Source organism: Acinetobacter sp. TR11 (assembly GCF_027105035.1).
GTDB lineage: Bacteria > Pseudomonadota > Gammaproteobacteria > Pseudomonadales > Moraxellaceae > Acinetobacter.
In genome coordinates this window covers 2,904,552-2,919,498 of record NZ_CP114256.1, presented here as the reverse complement: position 1 = coordinate 2,919,498, position 14,947 = coordinate 2,904,552, and the positions used below count along the sequence as shown (strand labels likewise).

17 protein-coding genes, 2 tRNA genes, 2 pseudogenes and 1 riboswitch are annotated in these 14,947 nt (G+C 39.7%); of the genes and pseudogenes, 11 read left to right on the top strand and 10 right to left on the bottom strand.

What is annotated here, in order from left to right; translation table 11 throughout:
• Positions 1–2 precede the first annotated feature (2 nt).
• Positions 3–647 (top strand): MBL fold metallo-hydrolase, encoded by a 645-nt coding sequence (locus O1450_RS14200; protein ID WP_269228943.1) that lies wholly within the window; start codon positions 3–5, stop codon positions 645–647.
• On the opposite strand, the gene O1450_RS14195 is transcribed toward O1450_RS14200, so the two are convergent.
• Positions 644–835 (bottom strand): DNA gyrase inhibitor YacG, encoded by a 192-nt coding sequence (locus O1450_RS14195; protein WP_269228942.1) that lies wholly within the window; start codon positions 833–835, stop codon positions 644–646. The two genes, O1450_RS14200 and O1450_RS14195, sit on opposite strands and share 4 nt — an antisense overlap.
• A 91-nt stretch (positions 836–926) precedes the next feature.
• On the opposite strand from O1450_RS14195, the gene O1450_RS14190 reads away from it, so the two are divergent.
• The 4 genes and pseudogenes from O1450_RS14190 to O1450_RS14175 form a co-directional block, all read left to right on the top strand.
• Positions 927–1,571 carry an SAM-dependent methyltransferase gene (locus O1450_RS14190; RefSeq protein ID WP_269228941.1) on the top strand — a complete coding sequence of 215 codons (645 nt, stop codon included), beginning with the start codon at positions 927–929 and terminating at the stop codon, positions 1,569–1,571.
• On the top strand, positions 1,564–2,754 hold the full coding sequence (locus O1450_RS14185) for a TIGR03862 family flavoprotein (RefSeq protein WP_269228940.1): 1,191 nt from the start codon (positions 1,564–1,566) through the stop codon (positions 2,752–2,754). Before O1450_RS14190 ends, O1450_RS14185 begins: the two co-directional genes overlap by 8 nt.
• Before the next feature lie 78 nt (positions 2,755–2,832).
• Entirely contained in the window at positions 2,833–3,243 is a 411-nt protein-coding gene (locus tag O1450_RS14180; protein ID WP_005218516.1) for a GFA family protein, read from the top strand.
• 18 nt (positions 3,244–3,261) lie between these two features.
• Positions 3,262–3,687 (top strand): annotated as a pseudogene (locus O1450_RS14175) (flavin reductase family protein); the annotation flags it as partial.
• Between the two features lie 13 nt (positions 3,688–3,700).
• Here O1450_RS14175 and O1450_RS14170 read toward each other — a convergent pair.
• A protein-coding gene (locus tag O1450_RS14170) for an IS5 family transposase (RefSeq protein ID WP_269228939.1) occupies positions 3,701–4,514 on the bottom strand; the annotation gives its coding sequence in 2 pieces (ribosomal slippage) (positions 3,701–4,133 and positions 4,132–4,514; 816 coding nt in all).
• 41 nt (positions 4,515–4,555) lie between these two features.
• Between O1450_RS14170 and O1450_RS14165 the strand changes: the two are divergent.
• A pseudogene (locus tag O1450_RS14165) lies at positions 4,556–4,774 on the top strand (flavin reductase family protein); the annotation flags it as partial.
• Between the two features lie 14 nt (positions 4,775–4,788).
• Here the strand turns inward: O1450_RS14165 and O1450_RS14160 are convergent.
• Positions 4,789–5,121: a HopJ type III effector protein gene (locus tag O1450_RS14160; protein WP_269228938.1), complete on the bottom strand. Its 333-nt coding sequence runs from the start codon at positions 5,119–5,121 to the stop codon at positions 4,789–4,791.
• A 127-nt stretch (positions 5,122–5,248) separates the two neighbouring features.
• Here O1450_RS14160 and O1450_RS14155 point away from each other — a divergent pair, with 127 nt between their 5' ends.
• From O1450_RS14155 to O1450_RS14145, 3 genes are all read left to right on the top strand, one after another.
• Positions 5,249–6,100 carry a DUF2071 domain-containing protein gene (locus O1450_RS14155; protein WP_269228937.1) on the top strand — a complete coding sequence of 284 codons (852 nt, stop codon included), beginning with the start codon at positions 5,249–5,251 and terminating at the stop codon, positions 6,098–6,100.
• Positions 6,101–6,159: 59 nt separating this feature from the next.
• Positions 6,160–6,226, top strand: a riboswitch (Fluoride riboswitch).
• 133 nt (positions 6,227–6,359) lie between these two features.
• Entirely contained in the window at positions 6,360–6,740 is a 381-nt protein-coding gene (crcB, locus tag O1450_RS14150) for a fluoride efflux transporter CrcB (protein WP_004659163.1), read from the top strand.
• Between the two features lie 79 nt (positions 6,741–6,819).
• The gene (locus tag O1450_RS14145; RefSeq protein ID WP_269230476.1) at positions 6,820–7,086 is read left to right on the top strand and encodes a DUF190 domain-containing protein; all 267 of its coding nucleotides are present in this window, start codon (positions 6,820–6,822) and stop codon (positions 7,084–7,086) included.
• Positions 7,087–7,182: 96 nt separating this feature from the next.
• On the opposite strand, the gene O1450_RS14140 is transcribed toward O1450_RS14145, so the two are convergent.
• Both O1450_RS14140 and O1450_RS14135 read right to left on the bottom strand, forming a co-directional pair.
• Entirely contained in the window at positions 7,183–7,437 is a 255-nt protein-coding gene (locus tag O1450_RS14140; protein WP_005218504.1) for a type B 50S ribosomal protein L31, read from the bottom strand.
• Positions 7,438–7,573: 136 nt separating this feature from the next.
• The gene (locus O1450_RS14135; protein ID WP_269228936.1) at positions 7,574–8,869 is read right to left on the bottom strand and encodes an ABC1 kinase family protein; all 1,296 of its coding nucleotides are present in this window, start codon (positions 8,867–8,869) and stop codon (positions 7,574–7,576) included.
• A 148-nt stretch (positions 8,870–9,017) separates the two neighbouring features.
• Here O1450_RS14135 and O1450_RS14130 point away from each other — a divergent pair, with 148 nt between their 5' ends.
• Complete coding sequence (locus O1450_RS14130) at positions 9,018–9,371, top strand: hypothetical protein (protein WP_269228935.1); 354 nt, start codon at positions 9,018–9,020, stop codon at positions 9,369–9,371.
• 96 nt (positions 9,372–9,467) lie between these two features.
• On the opposite strand, the gene O1450_RS14125 is transcribed toward O1450_RS14130, so the two are convergent.
• Both O1450_RS14125 and O1450_RS14120 read right to left on the bottom strand, forming a co-directional pair.
• Positions 9,468–10,829: an MATE family efflux transporter gene (locus O1450_RS14125; protein ID WP_269228934.1), complete on the bottom strand. Its 1,362-nt coding sequence runs from the start codon at positions 10,827–10,829 to the stop codon at positions 9,468–9,470.
• 30 nt (positions 10,830–10,859) lie between these two features.
• Positions 10,860–11,321 (bottom strand): DMT family transporter, encoded by a 462-nt coding sequence (locus O1450_RS14120; RefSeq protein ID WP_269228933.1) that lies wholly within the window; start codon positions 11,319–11,321, stop codon positions 10,860–10,862.
• 116 nt (positions 11,322–11,437) lie between these two features.
• On the opposite strand from O1450_RS14120, the gene hemW reads away from it, so the two are divergent.
• A complete protein-coding gene (gene hemW / locus O1450_RS14115) occupies positions 11,438–12,592 on the top strand; it encodes a radical SAM family heme chaperone HemW (protein WP_269228932.1) in 1,155 nt (384 codons plus the stop codon).
• Between the two features lie 124 nt (positions 12,593–12,716).
• On the opposite strand, the gene O1450_RS14110 is transcribed toward hemW, so the two are convergent.
• The 3 genes from O1450_RS14110 to O1450_RS14100 all read right to left on the bottom strand — a co-directional run bounded on the left by O1450_RS14110 (position 12,717) and on the right by O1450_RS14100 (position 14,851).
• Positions 12,717–12,792, bottom strand: a tRNA-Lys gene (locus O1450_RS14110).
• A 21-nt stretch (positions 12,793–12,813) separates the two neighbouring features.
• A tRNA-Lys gene (locus O1450_RS14105) sits at positions 12,814–12,889 on the bottom strand.
• A gap of 120 nt (positions 12,890–13,009) precedes the next feature.
• Positions 13,010–14,851, bottom strand: a complete 1,842-nt coding sequence (locus tag O1450_RS14100) for a long-chain-acyl-CoA synthetase (RefSeq protein WP_269228931.1) — start codon at positions 14,849–14,851, stop codon at positions 13,010–13,012.
• Positions 14,852–14,947: the final 96 nt, after the last annotated feature.

Genomic DNA, 14,947 nt, shown 5'->3' with positions numbered 1-14,947 from the left:
TTATGTTGCAAGTCAAAATTGTACCCGTTACTGCATTTGCCCAAAATTGTTCTATTCTTTGGGATAGTGAAAGTAAAGATGCTGTTTTGATTGACGCAGGTGGTGATGCCGCTGTACTTAAACAACAAGTAGAAGCACTTGGTTTAAATGTTAAAGCACTTTGGTTAACACATGGGCATCTTGATCATGCAGGTGCGGTAGGTGAACTTGCTAAGACATGGAATATTCCAGTGATTGGGCCGCATAAAGAAGATCAGTTTTGGCTTGATATGATCCAAGAAGTCTCAGCACGCTATGGTTTCCCGATCCCACAACCTGTCAAAGTTGATCAGTGGTTAGAGGGGGGCGAAACGTTGAAACTGGGTGAAGATGAGTTTGAAGTCCGTTTTGCGCCAGGTCATACCCCAGGTCATGTGATGTTCTATAATGCCAAACATGGTTTGCTATGGACCGGTGATGTATTGTTCAAAGGTTCGATTGGGCGTACTGATTTTCCAAAAGGTAATCATCAGCAATTACTGGATTCAATTCAACGTGAATGCTTTACTTTGCCTGATGAAACTCAATTTATTTCAGGTCACGGACCCATTAGTACCATTGGTTATGAAAAGCAATTTAACCCATTTGTTGCAAGCAAAGCAGGTTAGTCCTCATAATCATCTTCTTGGCGTTGTAAGCCTGCTTGAGGAGTATCTTGAGTCGGTAATTTATATTCATCACTTGCCCAAGCACCTAGGTCGATCAATTTACAACGCTCTGAGCAAAAAGGACGAAATTCATTAGCTTCCCAAGTGCTGGCTTCACCACAACGAGGACAGGGAAATGTACGTGGCATAGAAAATTCCTAAAACATAAAACAAATAGATTAGGCAAAAGTAAAGTGAGTTGTTAGACTTATGCCGATTTCTAGATAGTTTGATGAGATTATGTCGATTCGTCAATTTCAAGCACAACGTATGCAAGCCCCTCGTGATTTTATTGCCATTCCTAGTACACCGATTTGTGTCGAAATTGGTGCTGGAAAAGGCAAACATGCCTTGTTGTTTACGGGGCAAAATCCGCAAACCACGTTGTATGCGATTGAACGAACCAAAGAAAAATTTATGGCGATGCAAAAACAGCATCAACTAGAACCGCGTGAATATCTCAATCCGATTCATGCCGATGCTTTACCTTGGATTGTGCATGCCTTATATCCAGCTCAAGTGGAACAATTTTTTATTCTTTACCCAAATCCAGAGCCGCATAATCCTGCACAGCGTTGGCTGAATATGCCATTCTTTGAGTTCTTAGTATCTCGCCTTCAGCCCAATGGTACGCTTACGCTCGCAAGTAATATCCCTTCATATATTGATGAAGCAGAACAGCAGTTGCTTGAGCTGTGGAAATTACCGTATGAAAAACAAAAAATTGCAGCAGATTCTGCACGTACTCATTTTGAAATTAAGTACTTAGAACGTGGCGAGTTGTGCCAACAACTGATCATTCGAAAACCAGAAGGCTATACAACCCGTTTTGATGATTTTGCACCTTTACAAGGGCAGAATATTCAAGAGAAGCTTGATGTCTAAACGCATTGCGATTATTGGTGCAGGTCCAGCGGGCTTGATGGCTGCTGAAGAGTTGAGTCAATACAACTATCAAATTGATGTGTTTGAACAAAAACCTTCTGCAGCGCGCAAGTTTTTAATGGCGGGCAAAACAGGTTTAAATATCTCACATGCTGAGCCTGTAGACGTATTTATACAACGCTATGATCGTACGGATTGGTTGAGCCCTTGGGTGAAACAATGGGATGCTCAGTGGATTCAAAATTGGATGCAAGGTCTTGGGATCGATTCCTATGTTGGTAGTTCAGGACGCGTCTTCCCTGTAGAAATGAAGGCAGCACCGTTACTTCGTGCTTGGTTAAAGCGATTGATGAATGATGGCGTAAAATTTCATTATCGTCATCGTTGTGTGGATTTATCCAACAATCAACTCACGATAGAGAATCAGACTGAGCAATTTAGTGCAACTTATGATGCGATTGTGTTGGCCTGTGGAGCAGTGTCATGGTCACAATTAGGCAGTGATGGCGCTTGGCAGCAATGGCTTCCTTCCGATGAGATTGAACCATTTCAGGCTAGCAATGCTGGGGTTCTGAAACAATGGTCGTCGTTTATGCAAGATTGTTTTGGTCAGCCACTCAAACGAGTTGATGCGTGGGTTACATCTGAGCGAAAGACACATGGCGATATCATCATTACGCATTATGGTTTTGAGAGTGGTGTGATTTATAAGCTGGGGCGTGATTTAAGAACACAGCTGAGCCAAAAGAAAAACCTAAAACTTCACCTAGACTTACTTCCAGATATCAGTATTGAACAATTAGAAAAGAAGTTACAAGCCAATAAGAAGCAGTCACTTACTAACCTTTGGCGTAAAGCAGGGTTGGATCAGGTCAAAATTAATCTGCTTCGGGAAATCGTTGATAAAAGCTTATGGTCAGATGCCAAGCAAATGGTGCAGCAGATCAAACATCTCAGTATTTCTTTAGATGGCTTCCGTCCAATCGAAGAGGCAATTAGCTGTGCGGGCGGGGTCAAGCAAGATGTTTTATCTCCACAATTGCAATTGAAATCTAATCCTTATGTGTTTTGCTGTGGCGAAATGCTGGACTGGGATGCACCAACAGGCGGATATTTGCTGACGGCTTGTTTTGCCACAGGGCGAGCAGCAGGGCAAGGCGTACAACATTTTTTAAGCATATAAATACGCTGTTTTGTACTTTGTTTGATATGTGAATAGTGTTAGTTTTGAGTAGTTAATCAATATAGGATGCATGATGGTATGTCTGAACAATCGCCAGTATATCAAGGGAGTTGTTTATGTCAGGGCATCCGCTACGAAATTCAGGGTGAAATTGGTGAGATAGTCCAATGCCATTGTCAGCGTTGCCGTAAAGCTAACGGGACGGCTTATGCCACCAATGCACCGATTAGTAGTAGAGATTTTAAAATTGTACAAGGTGAGCACCTCGTTAAAAAATTTGCTGTTGCAGGTGTTTATCGCTGGTTTTGTGGGGAATGTGGTTCACCACTCATTAGCTCACGTGATGCGCAGCCAGAATTGTATCGTTTAAGAATTGGTACATTAGATACACCTTTACAGCAAAAACCAAGCATGCATATTTTCGCGGCGTCAAAAGCAGAATGGGACTGCATTACAGATGATTTACCACAATATACTGAACGTCCATAAGTAGGTAGTGCAAGCATCATGATTTTTGAAACCTCTGAGTTAGATGCCAATCAGATCTATCGTTTGTTGGTTGGGGGAATTACGCCTAGACCCATCGCATGGATCAGTACAATCTCTGCTAGTGGCGTGGCCAATATAGCCCCTTATTCATTCTTTAACGTTGCGAGTTGTAATCCTCCCATCCTTTGGTATTCACAAGTCAATCCAAGAAATGGGCAAGATAAAGATACTTTGAGAAATTTAATCGAGACTCAACAATGTGCGATTCATATTGTAAATTCACAACTACTTGAACAGATGAATTTATCTTGTGCTTTATTGCCACCAGAGCAAAGTGAGTTTGATTTTGCTGAGATTGAGTTTGAACCGAGCCATGCAGTCGCAGCCTTGGCAGTAAAATATGCACCAGTGCGATATGAATGCGAATTAAGAGAAGTCATTAGACCTCTTGCGAAAGTTATTTTTTGATCATCCAATTGATAAGCCCAGAAATTAAATTTACTCTTAATCCGAATCTTTTTCGTCTATTTCTATATCGTTCACTCAGAATACGAAAGACTTTAAGTCTTGAATTTATATGTTCAATCGGAATTCGACGACAACTTATTTCCTTGTTGATTTGCTTAGCTTCTTTCGGTAAGCTCATTTTCCTTGGTTTTTTAATTGGAATTAATAACTTACTCTTTATTTCTTTGAGCCCTTTATAGGCCAAATCTCCCAAAACACATGTAAAATTGGCAAATTCTTTAGTATATTTTCGAGCTATTTTAAGATCATGCATTGTCCCTATTTCAACTTGAATACTCACAATTTGATTTAATTTTGGATTAAAAATAACCTGTGTTTTTAATGTATGCTTCTTCTTTTTCCCACTATAGAATTTTCTTTGTTTTTTTGGGACGTTCAATTTGTGATTCTGTAACATCTATGATTACAAAATCATCATTTGCTACATATTGATTTCGTTTAGGTAAAGCAAAATATCGAGATTGAATCAGGGCATTTTCAACTTTTTGAATCGTGCGATTAACATTACTTTCAGCTATACCATAATCAACTGATAATTCTAGCTGTGTTCTATATGATCGTAAGTAATTCAAAGATAATAATAATTGATCTTCTAAAGTTAAAGAATGCGGACGCCCAGATTTTTTCTTTGCGCGCTCAGAATTTTCTAAAATCGTCATCATTTTAGAAAATAAAGGACGAGGAACCCCAACTAAACGTTTAAATTCTTCATCATTAAATCGTGTTAAATTTTCATATCTCATAGAAAATAGTATAAACGATTTTATACTTTCGCAAGAGGTCTATTCAACTCAGTAGCTTAGCATCTGGAGGTACAGTCGTATTGCTGGATGTCAAATCGATTTATGTTGATGATCGGTTATGGGATGGACAGATGATTGATCAACAGCAACTCGATAGTGTTGGGAAAATGGGTGGCGATTTTTATAGTTTAACGACAGATTTATCTAAATTAGTTAGACCCAACATTACAATAGAAAATGATGATAAAAAAGGAGGTTAAAGACCTCCTTTATCTTATTTTGCAGTCAGTGCTTTACCTTCAAACTTCACGCCATCCCAACCATTTTGCATAAACTGACGAATATTTTGATGATCTGTTGCTTCAGGTGTCGCCAATACAGATGCATAATGTTCCGCAAATAAACTGAGCGTATCCGATTGATTTAAGCCTTCGATTTGAGCAAAGCTGAGTACTTTTGCGCTGCCTTGGTTTTCGGTTTCAGCATTTGATTGTGCGCCATTTTGAAAGGCTGTTGGCGTATGTTGATAACGCGCTTCAATAAATGCCAATACGTCTGCAAACTTTGCTGAACCATCTTTAAGTTGTGCCAATAAGCTTTGAGCCATTTCAAAATTCCATGTTTGATGAAGTAATGCTGGCATCATAACATTTAAAATACAGCATCGCATTTGAACTGGACGTTGTAATCTTGGCAGTTTATGCTCAAAGCGAGCATGAATCTTTTAAATAATAATGAATAGACACCGTTTAAAGTGGTCCTCATCAAGGTCTGTATTGCGATTTTTCGCGCCGATATTAAGTTGTCGTTTTATCTTGCAACTCCGTCGTATGATGATGCGCACACTTCCTTTTATGCATTTACAAAGTCAGGTGAGCAATGTGGTTTATTTGTCTTGGTTGGTGGATGTTGAGCAAGTTCGCCAGCGTTATCCAGATCCTGTTGTGTTGTGGGAAAAGCAGGGCAAAACCATCTTTACTATTTTAACTTATCAGCACCAGCATTTTGGCTTTACTTTTCTTGGAATACTACGCCAACTAATGCCTTCACCTCGGCAAAGTAATTGGCGCTTTTATTTAAATGAATCAAAGCCCAAGACCGTAATCTTTGAACAAGTGATCGTTGATCAAGCTTTGTATGCGATCGGTGGTCGCCTCGCCAGTGATGTGATGCCTGCGCAATATGCATCACATTTTCAGCATCAACGAGATGAAAACGTGATTCATACTTGTATTCGTATGGATGAAGATTATTCTTTTAGCAGTGATATACACATCACTATGCAGAAACGTTTACCTGAGGCTTGGCAAAGCTTATTTTCCTCATGGGAGGAGGCTGTTCAATTTTTGGTGGATCAAGATCATGCGTGGGCTGAATGGATTGACCAACCGACTCGGATGTCGCAAGGGGATATCAACATGCCTGTGCAATTTCAACAAATTCAGGCTGCTGAGATTGATAAATTACAGGCTCCTCAATTGTTGCAACAATTTGGTTTAGATGATGATGCCGCAGCTTTCACTTTTGTGGTTCCTAAACTGGATTTTTATGTGGTGGGAGAAAAAGTATTGCCAGAATCTCAATAAATTGTGGATAACTTTGTGTTTATACACAGCAGTTGAGTTGTCTAAAAATTATGTTATTTTAGAGCAAAAGAGATGGCATTCCTCCTATTACAAACCGCCGTTTTGGCTAATGATGCCTACGTTACCCTGAACAGGGGGCGTAGGTTTGTGCGTGCTCTGTTCTCATTTTTGGAGTTCGCAGATGACAAATTTTCAGAAAAATATTTATCAATCTATGTTTAATGTCTGTTTACCTCCAACCTCAGGTTTGGAGTAAGTTATGTATTATCCATTACTTTCGATTGCTTTAGGTTCGGTACTCGGTGCATGGTTACGTTGGTTTTTGGGTTTAAAGCTGAATCCTATTTTTCCCAATATTCCTTTAGGAACGGTCACCGTCAACTTTGTTGGTGGCTTTATTATTGGTTTTGCAATTTCCTATTTTTCTCAAAGCTCATTGAGTCCCAATTACAAACTGTTCGTGATCACGGGCTTTTGTGGTGCATTGACCACGTTCTCAACATTTTCGGCTGAGATTATTACCTTATTACAAAGTGGTAAATTGGGTTATGCCTGTGCTGCGATTTTGATTCATGTGCTTGGATCATTGCTGTTTACCATCTTAGGTATGAGCCTGCATCAATGGCTTAGTGCTACATAGATAGCCAAGGAGTGATGAAATGAATGGATTTTTAATTACTTTTTATACGACACAAAACCATAATGTTTAGGGAAAACCGATTAGCGAATGGCTGTTGGCAGTCGCAAGTCAAATGAATTTGCGTGGGGCGACAGTATTAGCGGGTTTGGAAGGTGTTGATTATCAGGGTTTAGTTCATTCTGCTCGTTTCTTTGAATTAGCGGATCGACCTATACAAATTCAATTTGCAGTAAGCTCTGAACAGGCAATCGAATTATTGAGTTATCTGAATAGTAAAGAGATTTCTTTATTTTATGTGAAAACACCGATTGAATTTGGCATGGTGGGTAAATCAACTGATCGCTAGGATCTATAGAATCTAGACATAAAAAAAGAAGTCTAAGCGGAGGATAACCTTAGACTTCCAATATTAATAGCTTAATGAATGAAACTTAAAACAAGATTAACCTTTGCGATTAAAACGTGCAAAGCGTTTGTTAAAGCTGGCAACACGACCTTCATTACTTGCTTGGCGTACTTCACCTGTATAAAACGGATGCGATGCACTTGAAATATCTAGGGTAACGTATGGATAGACTTTTCCTTGATATTCTTTGCTTTGTTTGGTCTGTAGTGTGCTACCAATTAAAAAGTAGGCATCAGCATTGGTATCATGAAACAAGACTTGTTGATAAGCAGGATGGATATCTTTACGCATTTTAAATGACTCCTATTTTTAGGGTATGTTATAACATAACAATATATGGAGTCAATTCTACTGCTTTCAAGTGAGTGATCTATAAATTGTAGGTAAAATATTTCACCCCCTTTATTCAAAATAAAGGGGGTGGTTTTTAGTAATTTGGAACAAGCTCTTCAAATAAATCATTTAAGTTGTCGTGAACTTTAAGGTGAATCAAGTTCCAATAATGTCCTGAAATCGTACGGTTGACCATGAGCGTATCTGGAGAAGGTTTAAATACATCCCAATATTTCAGCGATTTTTTAACAAGTCGCATTCCATCGTGATGCGATGAATTTTCAGCAAAGTCATAATGCGTGCTTAATGGGCGCAATAGAATTTCAATCCATTGCGTATACAGTTCTGTTGGAAATTTTTGCTTTTCAGCAATTGAATGCAGTGCAACCAATAAATCTTCAACCTGAGCAATATCCTCTTGGCGAGCTGCATTGACCAATGCTTTAAAGTGTTGAATGATTTCAGGGGATAGCGTTTTGACGCTACCGTAATCATAAATAATCACACTGCCATCTTCACGGAAAGCGAAGTTGCCCGGATGAGGATCACAATGAAAACGCTTCAAGAAAAACATTTCTTGTCCTAAAGCGCGAATCAAACGACGACCGATTTGATTACGGGTTTCAACTGACCATGTACTTGCGGTTTCAATCGAATCGCCTTGTTCAAGACTGAGCGTCAGTACGCGGCGAGACGAATAATCTTTATAGACGATTGGTATGATGATTTGATCATCCAACTTCTCATGAAAAATTTTAAAGACTTCAAGGTTCTGTGCTTCGATTTCGTAGTTCAATTCAGCAGAAAGGCTGTCCTGAATTTCTTGAAATAGTTGATCTTGTAGCTTCTTATCAATCTTAAGTACGCCCATTAAGCGCAATGCGAGGCGGACTTGCTTTAAGTCACTTTCACAGGCTTGGTCAACCCCTGGATATTGTACTTTCACCACAACTGCTTGCCCATTTGGAAGTACCGCACGATGTACTTGACCAATCGAAGCTGCTGCAAATGGTTCAGTTTCAAAAGAGCTAAAAATTTGGTTTAAGGGTTTGCCTAACTCTTTTTCTACTTGTTTTTGGATCGCAGCAAAAGGCATGGCAGGAGCTTGGCGTTGTAGTTTGGCAATTGCTTTGGCGACTTCAGGTGGAAAGATGTCTTTATACTGTGAGGCAATTTGCCCGACTTTCATCACAGCACCTTTCATTTCACCCAATGTATCGGCAATTTGTAGACCGATGTCTTGGAACAATTGGCTGCGTGCTGCGTTTTTTTGTTCTTCATCTGCGGTGAGATTACGAATGGAGTTGGCAACGCTTTTACTGGCAATACTTGCGGTCATACCAGCCAGTTTTAAAAAACGTCTACTGGGAGAGCTTGCATGTTTTGCCATATTCGCTTGACCTCATTCGATTCAGTTTCAAAGTGATACCCTGATCATAGGTGACAAAACTTAAATTGCCTATAACAAATAATGTTAAGTGATGTAAGAATATAATCGGATATAGTTAAAATATTTAGCTCTAGGTCTATGAGATAAAATGCCAAAATCCATATGGAAATTACATTTAAATGCGACATCAGAACGTTCTGCTCAAAAGATCATACAGAAATGTATAGATGTATTTGAAAGAGTACCAATAAGCTTAAAGATTGAAAAATATAATAAAGGCGGTTACATGGCAACGTTGGAACTTGCACATGACGAAAACTATTCTTGGTCGGAACTTGTGTTGGAAATAATTGCACTTGGTCAACGCTTAGGGAGTGGTTGGAGTATCTATGGCAATATTAATGATGATCCCAGTGCCGTTTTAAGTAAAAGCATGGGTAATCATATCCGAGTAAGTGGCGTTGACTGGGCTGATTGGTTATTACTCAAAGATCAATTTTAAATGCGATCAATCATGTAAAGAATGTCGTTTTGTTAGTCTATTCATTAGGGTGGTAAGGGTGAACGATGTTCCCCCTCGTAAATTTTCTTGATTCTCTTATAACTTAGCACTGATCATTTGTGCTAATCGTTTATTGTTTAAATATAAACGACCAATCAAGAATATACAGGCGATGCTTAAACCGATAATCAATCCGAGCCAAACGCCTGCAACACCCCAAACTGTGTAACGTGCAAGATATAAACCAATTGGGAAAGCAATCACCCAATATGCCATTAAGGTAATCCACATCGGTGCTTGGGTGTCTTGCATGCCACGTAGACAGCCTGCGGCACTGACTTGCCATGCATCCATCAATTGATATGCCATCGCAAACCAGAGCAAGTACATGGCGACTGGAATAACGTGAATATCATTGGTATAGATTGCCACGATATAGGGGCGCGCTACAGCAATCAGTGTCATGGTCAAAGCAGCAAAAACGGTTGCACTAATCAACCCCACTTTTTGAACTTGGCGCATCGCATACCAATTTTTCTCTCCATAATAAGTACCCACACGAATTGTGAGTGCAATCGCAAGAGATAATGGGATCATAAATAATTGTGAAGTCACAGAAATTGCAATCTGATGCGCCGCAATCGCATTTTCACCGAGTGGACTCAGCACAATCGCGCCTGTACTGAAAATACTCACCTCAAAAAATACAGCTAGACCAATCGGTAGACCCAGCTTTAAGATGCGTTTTACCCATACAGGGTCAATTTTTTCCCATTGTGTGAAAATAGGTGCTTGTTGATAAGCTTTTGCTTTTGAAATATAAACCGCGAGTGTAATAAACATCAGCCATTGTAGGATTGCGGTTGCAAAGCCACAACCCGCACTCCCTAAAGCAGGAATAGGTCCAAAGCCATACATAAAAATAAAGTTCAGTGGAATCAGGACCAATAAGGCAATTAAGCTAATCACAGTCACAGGTCGTGGATGCCCTAAGGCTTCTGAATAACTGCGTAATGCTGCATACATCATCACCGCAGGCATACCAAAGCCAATCGCATGTAAGAACAGGCTTGCTTTCGGTAATAGGCTTTCAGGAACGCCAAATAAGGGTAAAAAAATCGGCATAAATTGTAGAATCAACATCGATACGATACCGAGGATGACCGCAACCCATAAGGATTGACGTGCAATAGTCGGAATTTTCTCTGGTGTTCTTGCACCGCGTGCTTCAGCGACTAAAGGTGTTGTTGCGATCATGATTCCTGCAAATAACAACATAATTGGAATCCATAAACCAACACCGACAGCAATTGCTGCCAAATCAGCAGCAGAAAGATGACCTGCCATGATGGTATCAATAAGACCAAGCCCAGCTTGAGCAAATTGGGTGATCAAGATCGGAAACATTAAATGAAATAATTGCTTAAGTTCAAACCGCTTGGTTGTCGCGTGAGACACAAAAAATACTCTTATTGAATTGAGGGAGAATTAGCGTTGTAGAGTGAATATAACACCAATAAAAATGACAATACTGCCGACAAGACGTTGCCAATTGACAGGTGTTTTTTCTGTACCTAACCAGCCGAAATGGTCAAGTAACATTGAAATGGTCAATTGGCCGAAAATAACTAAGCCTGAAAAAGTCAAAAATCCTAGTTTGGGTGCAGTATAAATGCTCATACTAATTGCATAAACCCCAAGACAGCCACCAATCCACAGAAACCACGGAATTTGAGCCAGTTCCCCTAAGCTTGGTTTTGCTGCGCTTTGAAAATAAACCATACATGCAAGCACAATTGTACCTACCAAAAAAGAGAGTAAGGCAGCTTGAAGAGGTGAGTGCAAATGTTCTCTAAGTTGTGAATTAATTGCAGTTTGAAATGCCATTGCAATACCAACACCTAATGCAAGAGGAAGAATAAATAGCAATTGGCTGGTAATTTTGATCATTTTATCAATCTAATTGTTCTTCATTGTCTCAGTCTAACCGAATAGCGAGGTGATGATAATAAGCGGATTGATAGAGTCATGTTAAAATAAAAGGGTTCTGTTGTTGAGCTTCCATTTTGAGTCATTTAAATCCAGCAAATATTCCACTTTCACTTTATATTCATATGCCTTGGTGTGTGCGTAAGTGCCCTTATTGTGACTTCAATTCACATGCTGTTCCTGATGGGGAATTGTCTGTGGATTTAGAGCAACAATATCTTGAGGCACTGGTGGCTGATTTTGAGACTCAAATTGAAATGGCGCAAGGTCGGTCAATTCATAGCGTATTTATTGGTGGTGGAACGCCGTCTTTAATTTCAGCACAAGGCTATCAGTGGTTGTTTAGTCAATTAAAGGCGCGATTAGACTTTGAAGTAGATTGTGAAATCACATTGGAAGCTAATCCTGGAACGGTTGAACATGATCCATTTGCGGATTATCTTGCCGTTGGCATCAACCGTTTATCATTAGGTGTACAAAGTTTTGATCCTGAGCATTTACAGCGACTGGGTCGTATTCATACAGCGAATAATGCTTTAGATGCAATCCAACAAGCACGTCAAGCAGGCTTTGAGCGCGTTAATGTTGATCTCATGCATGGTTTACCACAGCAAACGCAAGAACAGGCTTTAAATGACCTTAGATTAGCTGTAGAACAGGGTGCAACACATATTAGTTGGTATCAACTGACCATTGAGCCAAATACGGTGTTCTTTAGAACCCAACCCGTATTGCCACAAGATGAAGTTTTAGAACATATCCAAGAATTGGGTGAGGCTTATTTAAAAGCGAATGGTTATATTAATTACGAAGTCTCAGCATGGCGTAAAGAAAAACCCTCAGCACATAATTTGAATTATTGGAAATTTGGTGATTATTTAGCGATTGGTGCAGGTGCGCACGGCAAGATAACACGCCCTGATGGTATTTATCGTTTTCAGAAAACCCGTTTGCCGAAAGATTATTTAGCCAAAGTGCCTGCTGATCATGTACAAATGAAACGTATTGATGCAGATGAATTGCCATTTGAATTTATGATGAATGTTTTGCGTTTAAATGATGGGGTAGATGCGAAATTTTATACTCAACGCACAGGGCTTGATTTACAAGATATCAGTGAGACGCTGAATCAATTACGTGACAAAAAACTTTTGGTCGCTGATGTAAATCGAATTGCTTGCACAGAGCAGGGACATATCTTTTTAAATTCGGTGTTGGAAAGTTTTTTGTAATTTAAGTACAAGCTTACTTTGAGCAAGGATGCTTAAAGTAATCTATTAGTTGTTGTCATCTTTTAGAAAGATAGTTCGCACAAAATAAAAAACCTCATCATTTATGATGAGGTTTTTTAGAATCTGGTGGGTCGTCCGCGACTCGAACGCGGGACCAACGGATTAAAAGTCCGCTGCTCTACCAACTGAGCTAACGACCCATAAGGGTTCAAAACATTAGATGGTGGGTCGTCCGCGACTCGAACGCGGGACCAACGGATTAAAAGTCCGCTGCTCTACCAACTGAGCTAACGACCCATCTCGTTTTGATGTTGCGTATTCTAGCAACTTATTCAGCTAACACAAGAGGAAATTTAAAAACATCTGCATGATTGTTTATAAAAAGCACGATTTCCTCTTGTTTAGCTAAAAAATAAACTAGAAACGGTACTGATAGCTTTGAATGTTATCAAAGATTTCAGTATTTACATCACTATAGCTGTTTGTACCTGGTAATAAAACCAATAAACGTTCAGATGTTTTGCTTGGGTTAAAGCTATCTTCTTTAAGTTTATTCTTTTGGTATTTAAATGTACCAGTGGTTTCAACTTTTGCTTGAATGCGTAAAAATACTGGAATTGCATAAGATGGTAAGCATTTTTTAAATACATTCACCATAGCGCTTAGATCAGCATCATTGAGTTCTGCGCCATCGACCAACGTGATTGCTGCCATACCTGCACGACCATTGGTATTTGGAATTTCAACACCATACACCACTGCCTCTACAATTTTGTCATATTCGCAGACCATGTTTTCAACTTCAGTTGTAGAAACGTTTTCACCTTTCCAACGGAAAGTATCGCCTAAACGGTCTACAAACTGCGCATGACGGAAGCCGATGTCACGAACCAAGTCTCCAGTATTGAAGTATGAGTCGCCCTTGTTAAACACATCTTTTAAAATAACAGATTTGTTCTTCTCTGGGTCTGTATAGCCATCGAAAGGTGATCGGCTAGTGATCTTACCGACGAGTAAGCCGACTTCACCTGTTTTGACTTTTTTACAGTTGCCTTTCTTATCGCGAACCAACTCATTCTTTTCTTTATCGAATTCAACAATTGCATATGGAGTAGGAGAGAAGCCAACTGTATTGTCAAAGTTAAAGATATTACTAAAACCTACATTACCTTCACTTGATGCATAAAGTTCAAGTACTTCTTCTACACCAAATCGTTCTTTGAACTTACCCCAAATATTTGGACGCATCCCGTTACCAATCATTTTGGTGACACGGTGAGCACGATCCTGTTCAGTTGCAGGCGCATCGATGAGGTAACGGCAAAGCTCGCCGACATAACCAATCGCTGAAGCATTAAACTTCTGAACATCTTTCCAGAATGCGCTAGTTGAATATTTACGACGTACTGCAAGCGTTGCGCTACCTGCAATTACACCACACCAGCACACCACAACTCCCGTTGCATGGTAAAGCGGTAAGGTAACGTACATAACATCATCTTTACCGAGGTTAAGGATATGTCCATACGTGCCGTAAGCTAGAGTCCAACGGCTGTGTGTGAAAATAACAGCTTTTGGTAGGCCCGTTGTACCAGAGGTATAAATATAAAATAAACCATCTTTACCCGTTACTGTACGTGTGGTAGATGGATTGAATTTAGGAAATTGATCAATTTGTTGTGCCAGATTGACATAACTTTTAGGTGCAATGCCTGCATTTTTTCGTGTTTCTAGATCAGCAAACCAGTGGAAACGATCTTGTGGCACTTTTAATTCTGGGCGAGCTTCATCAATCGCAGCACGGACTTCTTCACCTGCAATCACTGCAATTGGATTAACCAAATTAATGCTATGAGCAAGGACCTTACCGACTTGTGATGTGTTTACGAGTGCGATCGTGACACCAATTTTAGCTAAAGCAACAATCGTAGCAATCAGTTCAGGACGGTTTTCAACCATCACTGCAATTACATCACCTTTTTTAGCGCCAAGCGATAAATAGTAATGCGCAATTTGGTTTGCCCATTCATTCAGTGCTTGGTAGCTGTAACTTTGATCTTCAAATAACAGAGCGATGCCTTGAGGGTTACGCTTGACTGCTTTTTCAAAGGCAATGCCTAAACCAGCAGGTGAAGTTGGCGTTCGTATATATGCTTGTTTAAGTCCATTGAGAATATGAGGTACTTTGGTGATGAAGTTTGGAAGTCTAGTAGCAACATCACTAAGGGTAATAATATCGGTCTGCGTAGTTTGGCTCATATCAATCCTGTTTTATTTTTCGATTAGTCCAAAAATGGCTATCTGTTAGAACACAACCATTAACATCATTGTTGTTAATGCTATTTTTACTGGTAA

Excerpts from the sequence above, each read along its gene's own strand:
- O1450_RS14155 (WP_269228937.1), top strand. The coding sequence starts at position 5,249 with ATGAATAGACACCGTTTAAAGTGGTCCTCATCAAGGTCTGTATTGCGA.
- O1450_RS14135 (WP_269228936.1), bottom strand. The coding sequence starts at position 8,869 with ATGGCAAAACATGCAAGCTCTCCCAGTAGACGTTTTTTAAAACTGGCT.
- O1450_RS14140 (WP_005218504.1), bottom strand. The coding sequence starts at position 7,437 with ATGCGTAAAGATATCCATCCTGCTTATCAACAAGTCTTGTTTCATGAT.
- crcB (WP_004659163.1), top strand. The coding sequence starts at position 6,360 with ATGTATTATCCATTACTTTCGATTGCTTTAGGTTCGGTACTCGGTGCA.
- O1450_RS14100 (WP_269228931.1), bottom strand. The coding sequence starts at position 14,851 with ATGAGCCAAACTACGCAGACCGATATTATTACCCTTAGTGATGTTGCT.
- O1450_RS14180 (WP_005218516.1), top strand. The coding sequence starts at position 2,833 with ATGTCTGAACAATCGCCAGTATATCAAGGGAGTTGTTTATGTCAGGGC.
- O1450_RS14160 (WP_269228938.1), bottom strand. The coding sequence starts at position 5,121 with ATGGCTCAAAGCTTATTGGCACAACTTAAAGATGGTTCAGCAAAGTTT.
- O1450_RS14130 (WP_269228935.1), top strand. The coding sequence starts at position 9,018 with ATGCCAAAATCCATATGGAAATTACATTTAAATGCGACATCAGAACGT.
- O1450_RS14200 (WP_269228943.1), top strand. The coding sequence starts at position 3 with ATGTTGCAAGTCAAAATTGTACCCGTTACTGCATTTGCCCAAAATTGT.
- O1450_RS14120 (WP_269228933.1), bottom strand. The coding sequence starts at position 11,321 with ATGATCAAAATTACCAGCCAATTGCTATTTATTCTTCCTCTTGCATTA.
- O1450_RS14185 (WP_269228940.1), top strand. The coding sequence starts at position 1,564 with ATGTCTAAACGCATTGCGATTATTGGTGCAGGTCCAGCGGGCTTGATG.
- O1450_RS14195 (WP_269228942.1), bottom strand. The coding sequence starts at position 835 with ATGCCACGTACATTTCCCTGTCCTCGTTGTGGTGAAGCCAGCACTTGG.
- O1450_RS14190 (WP_269228941.1), top strand. The coding sequence starts at position 927 with ATGTCGATTCGTCAATTTCAAGCACAACGTATGCAAGCCCCTCGTGAT.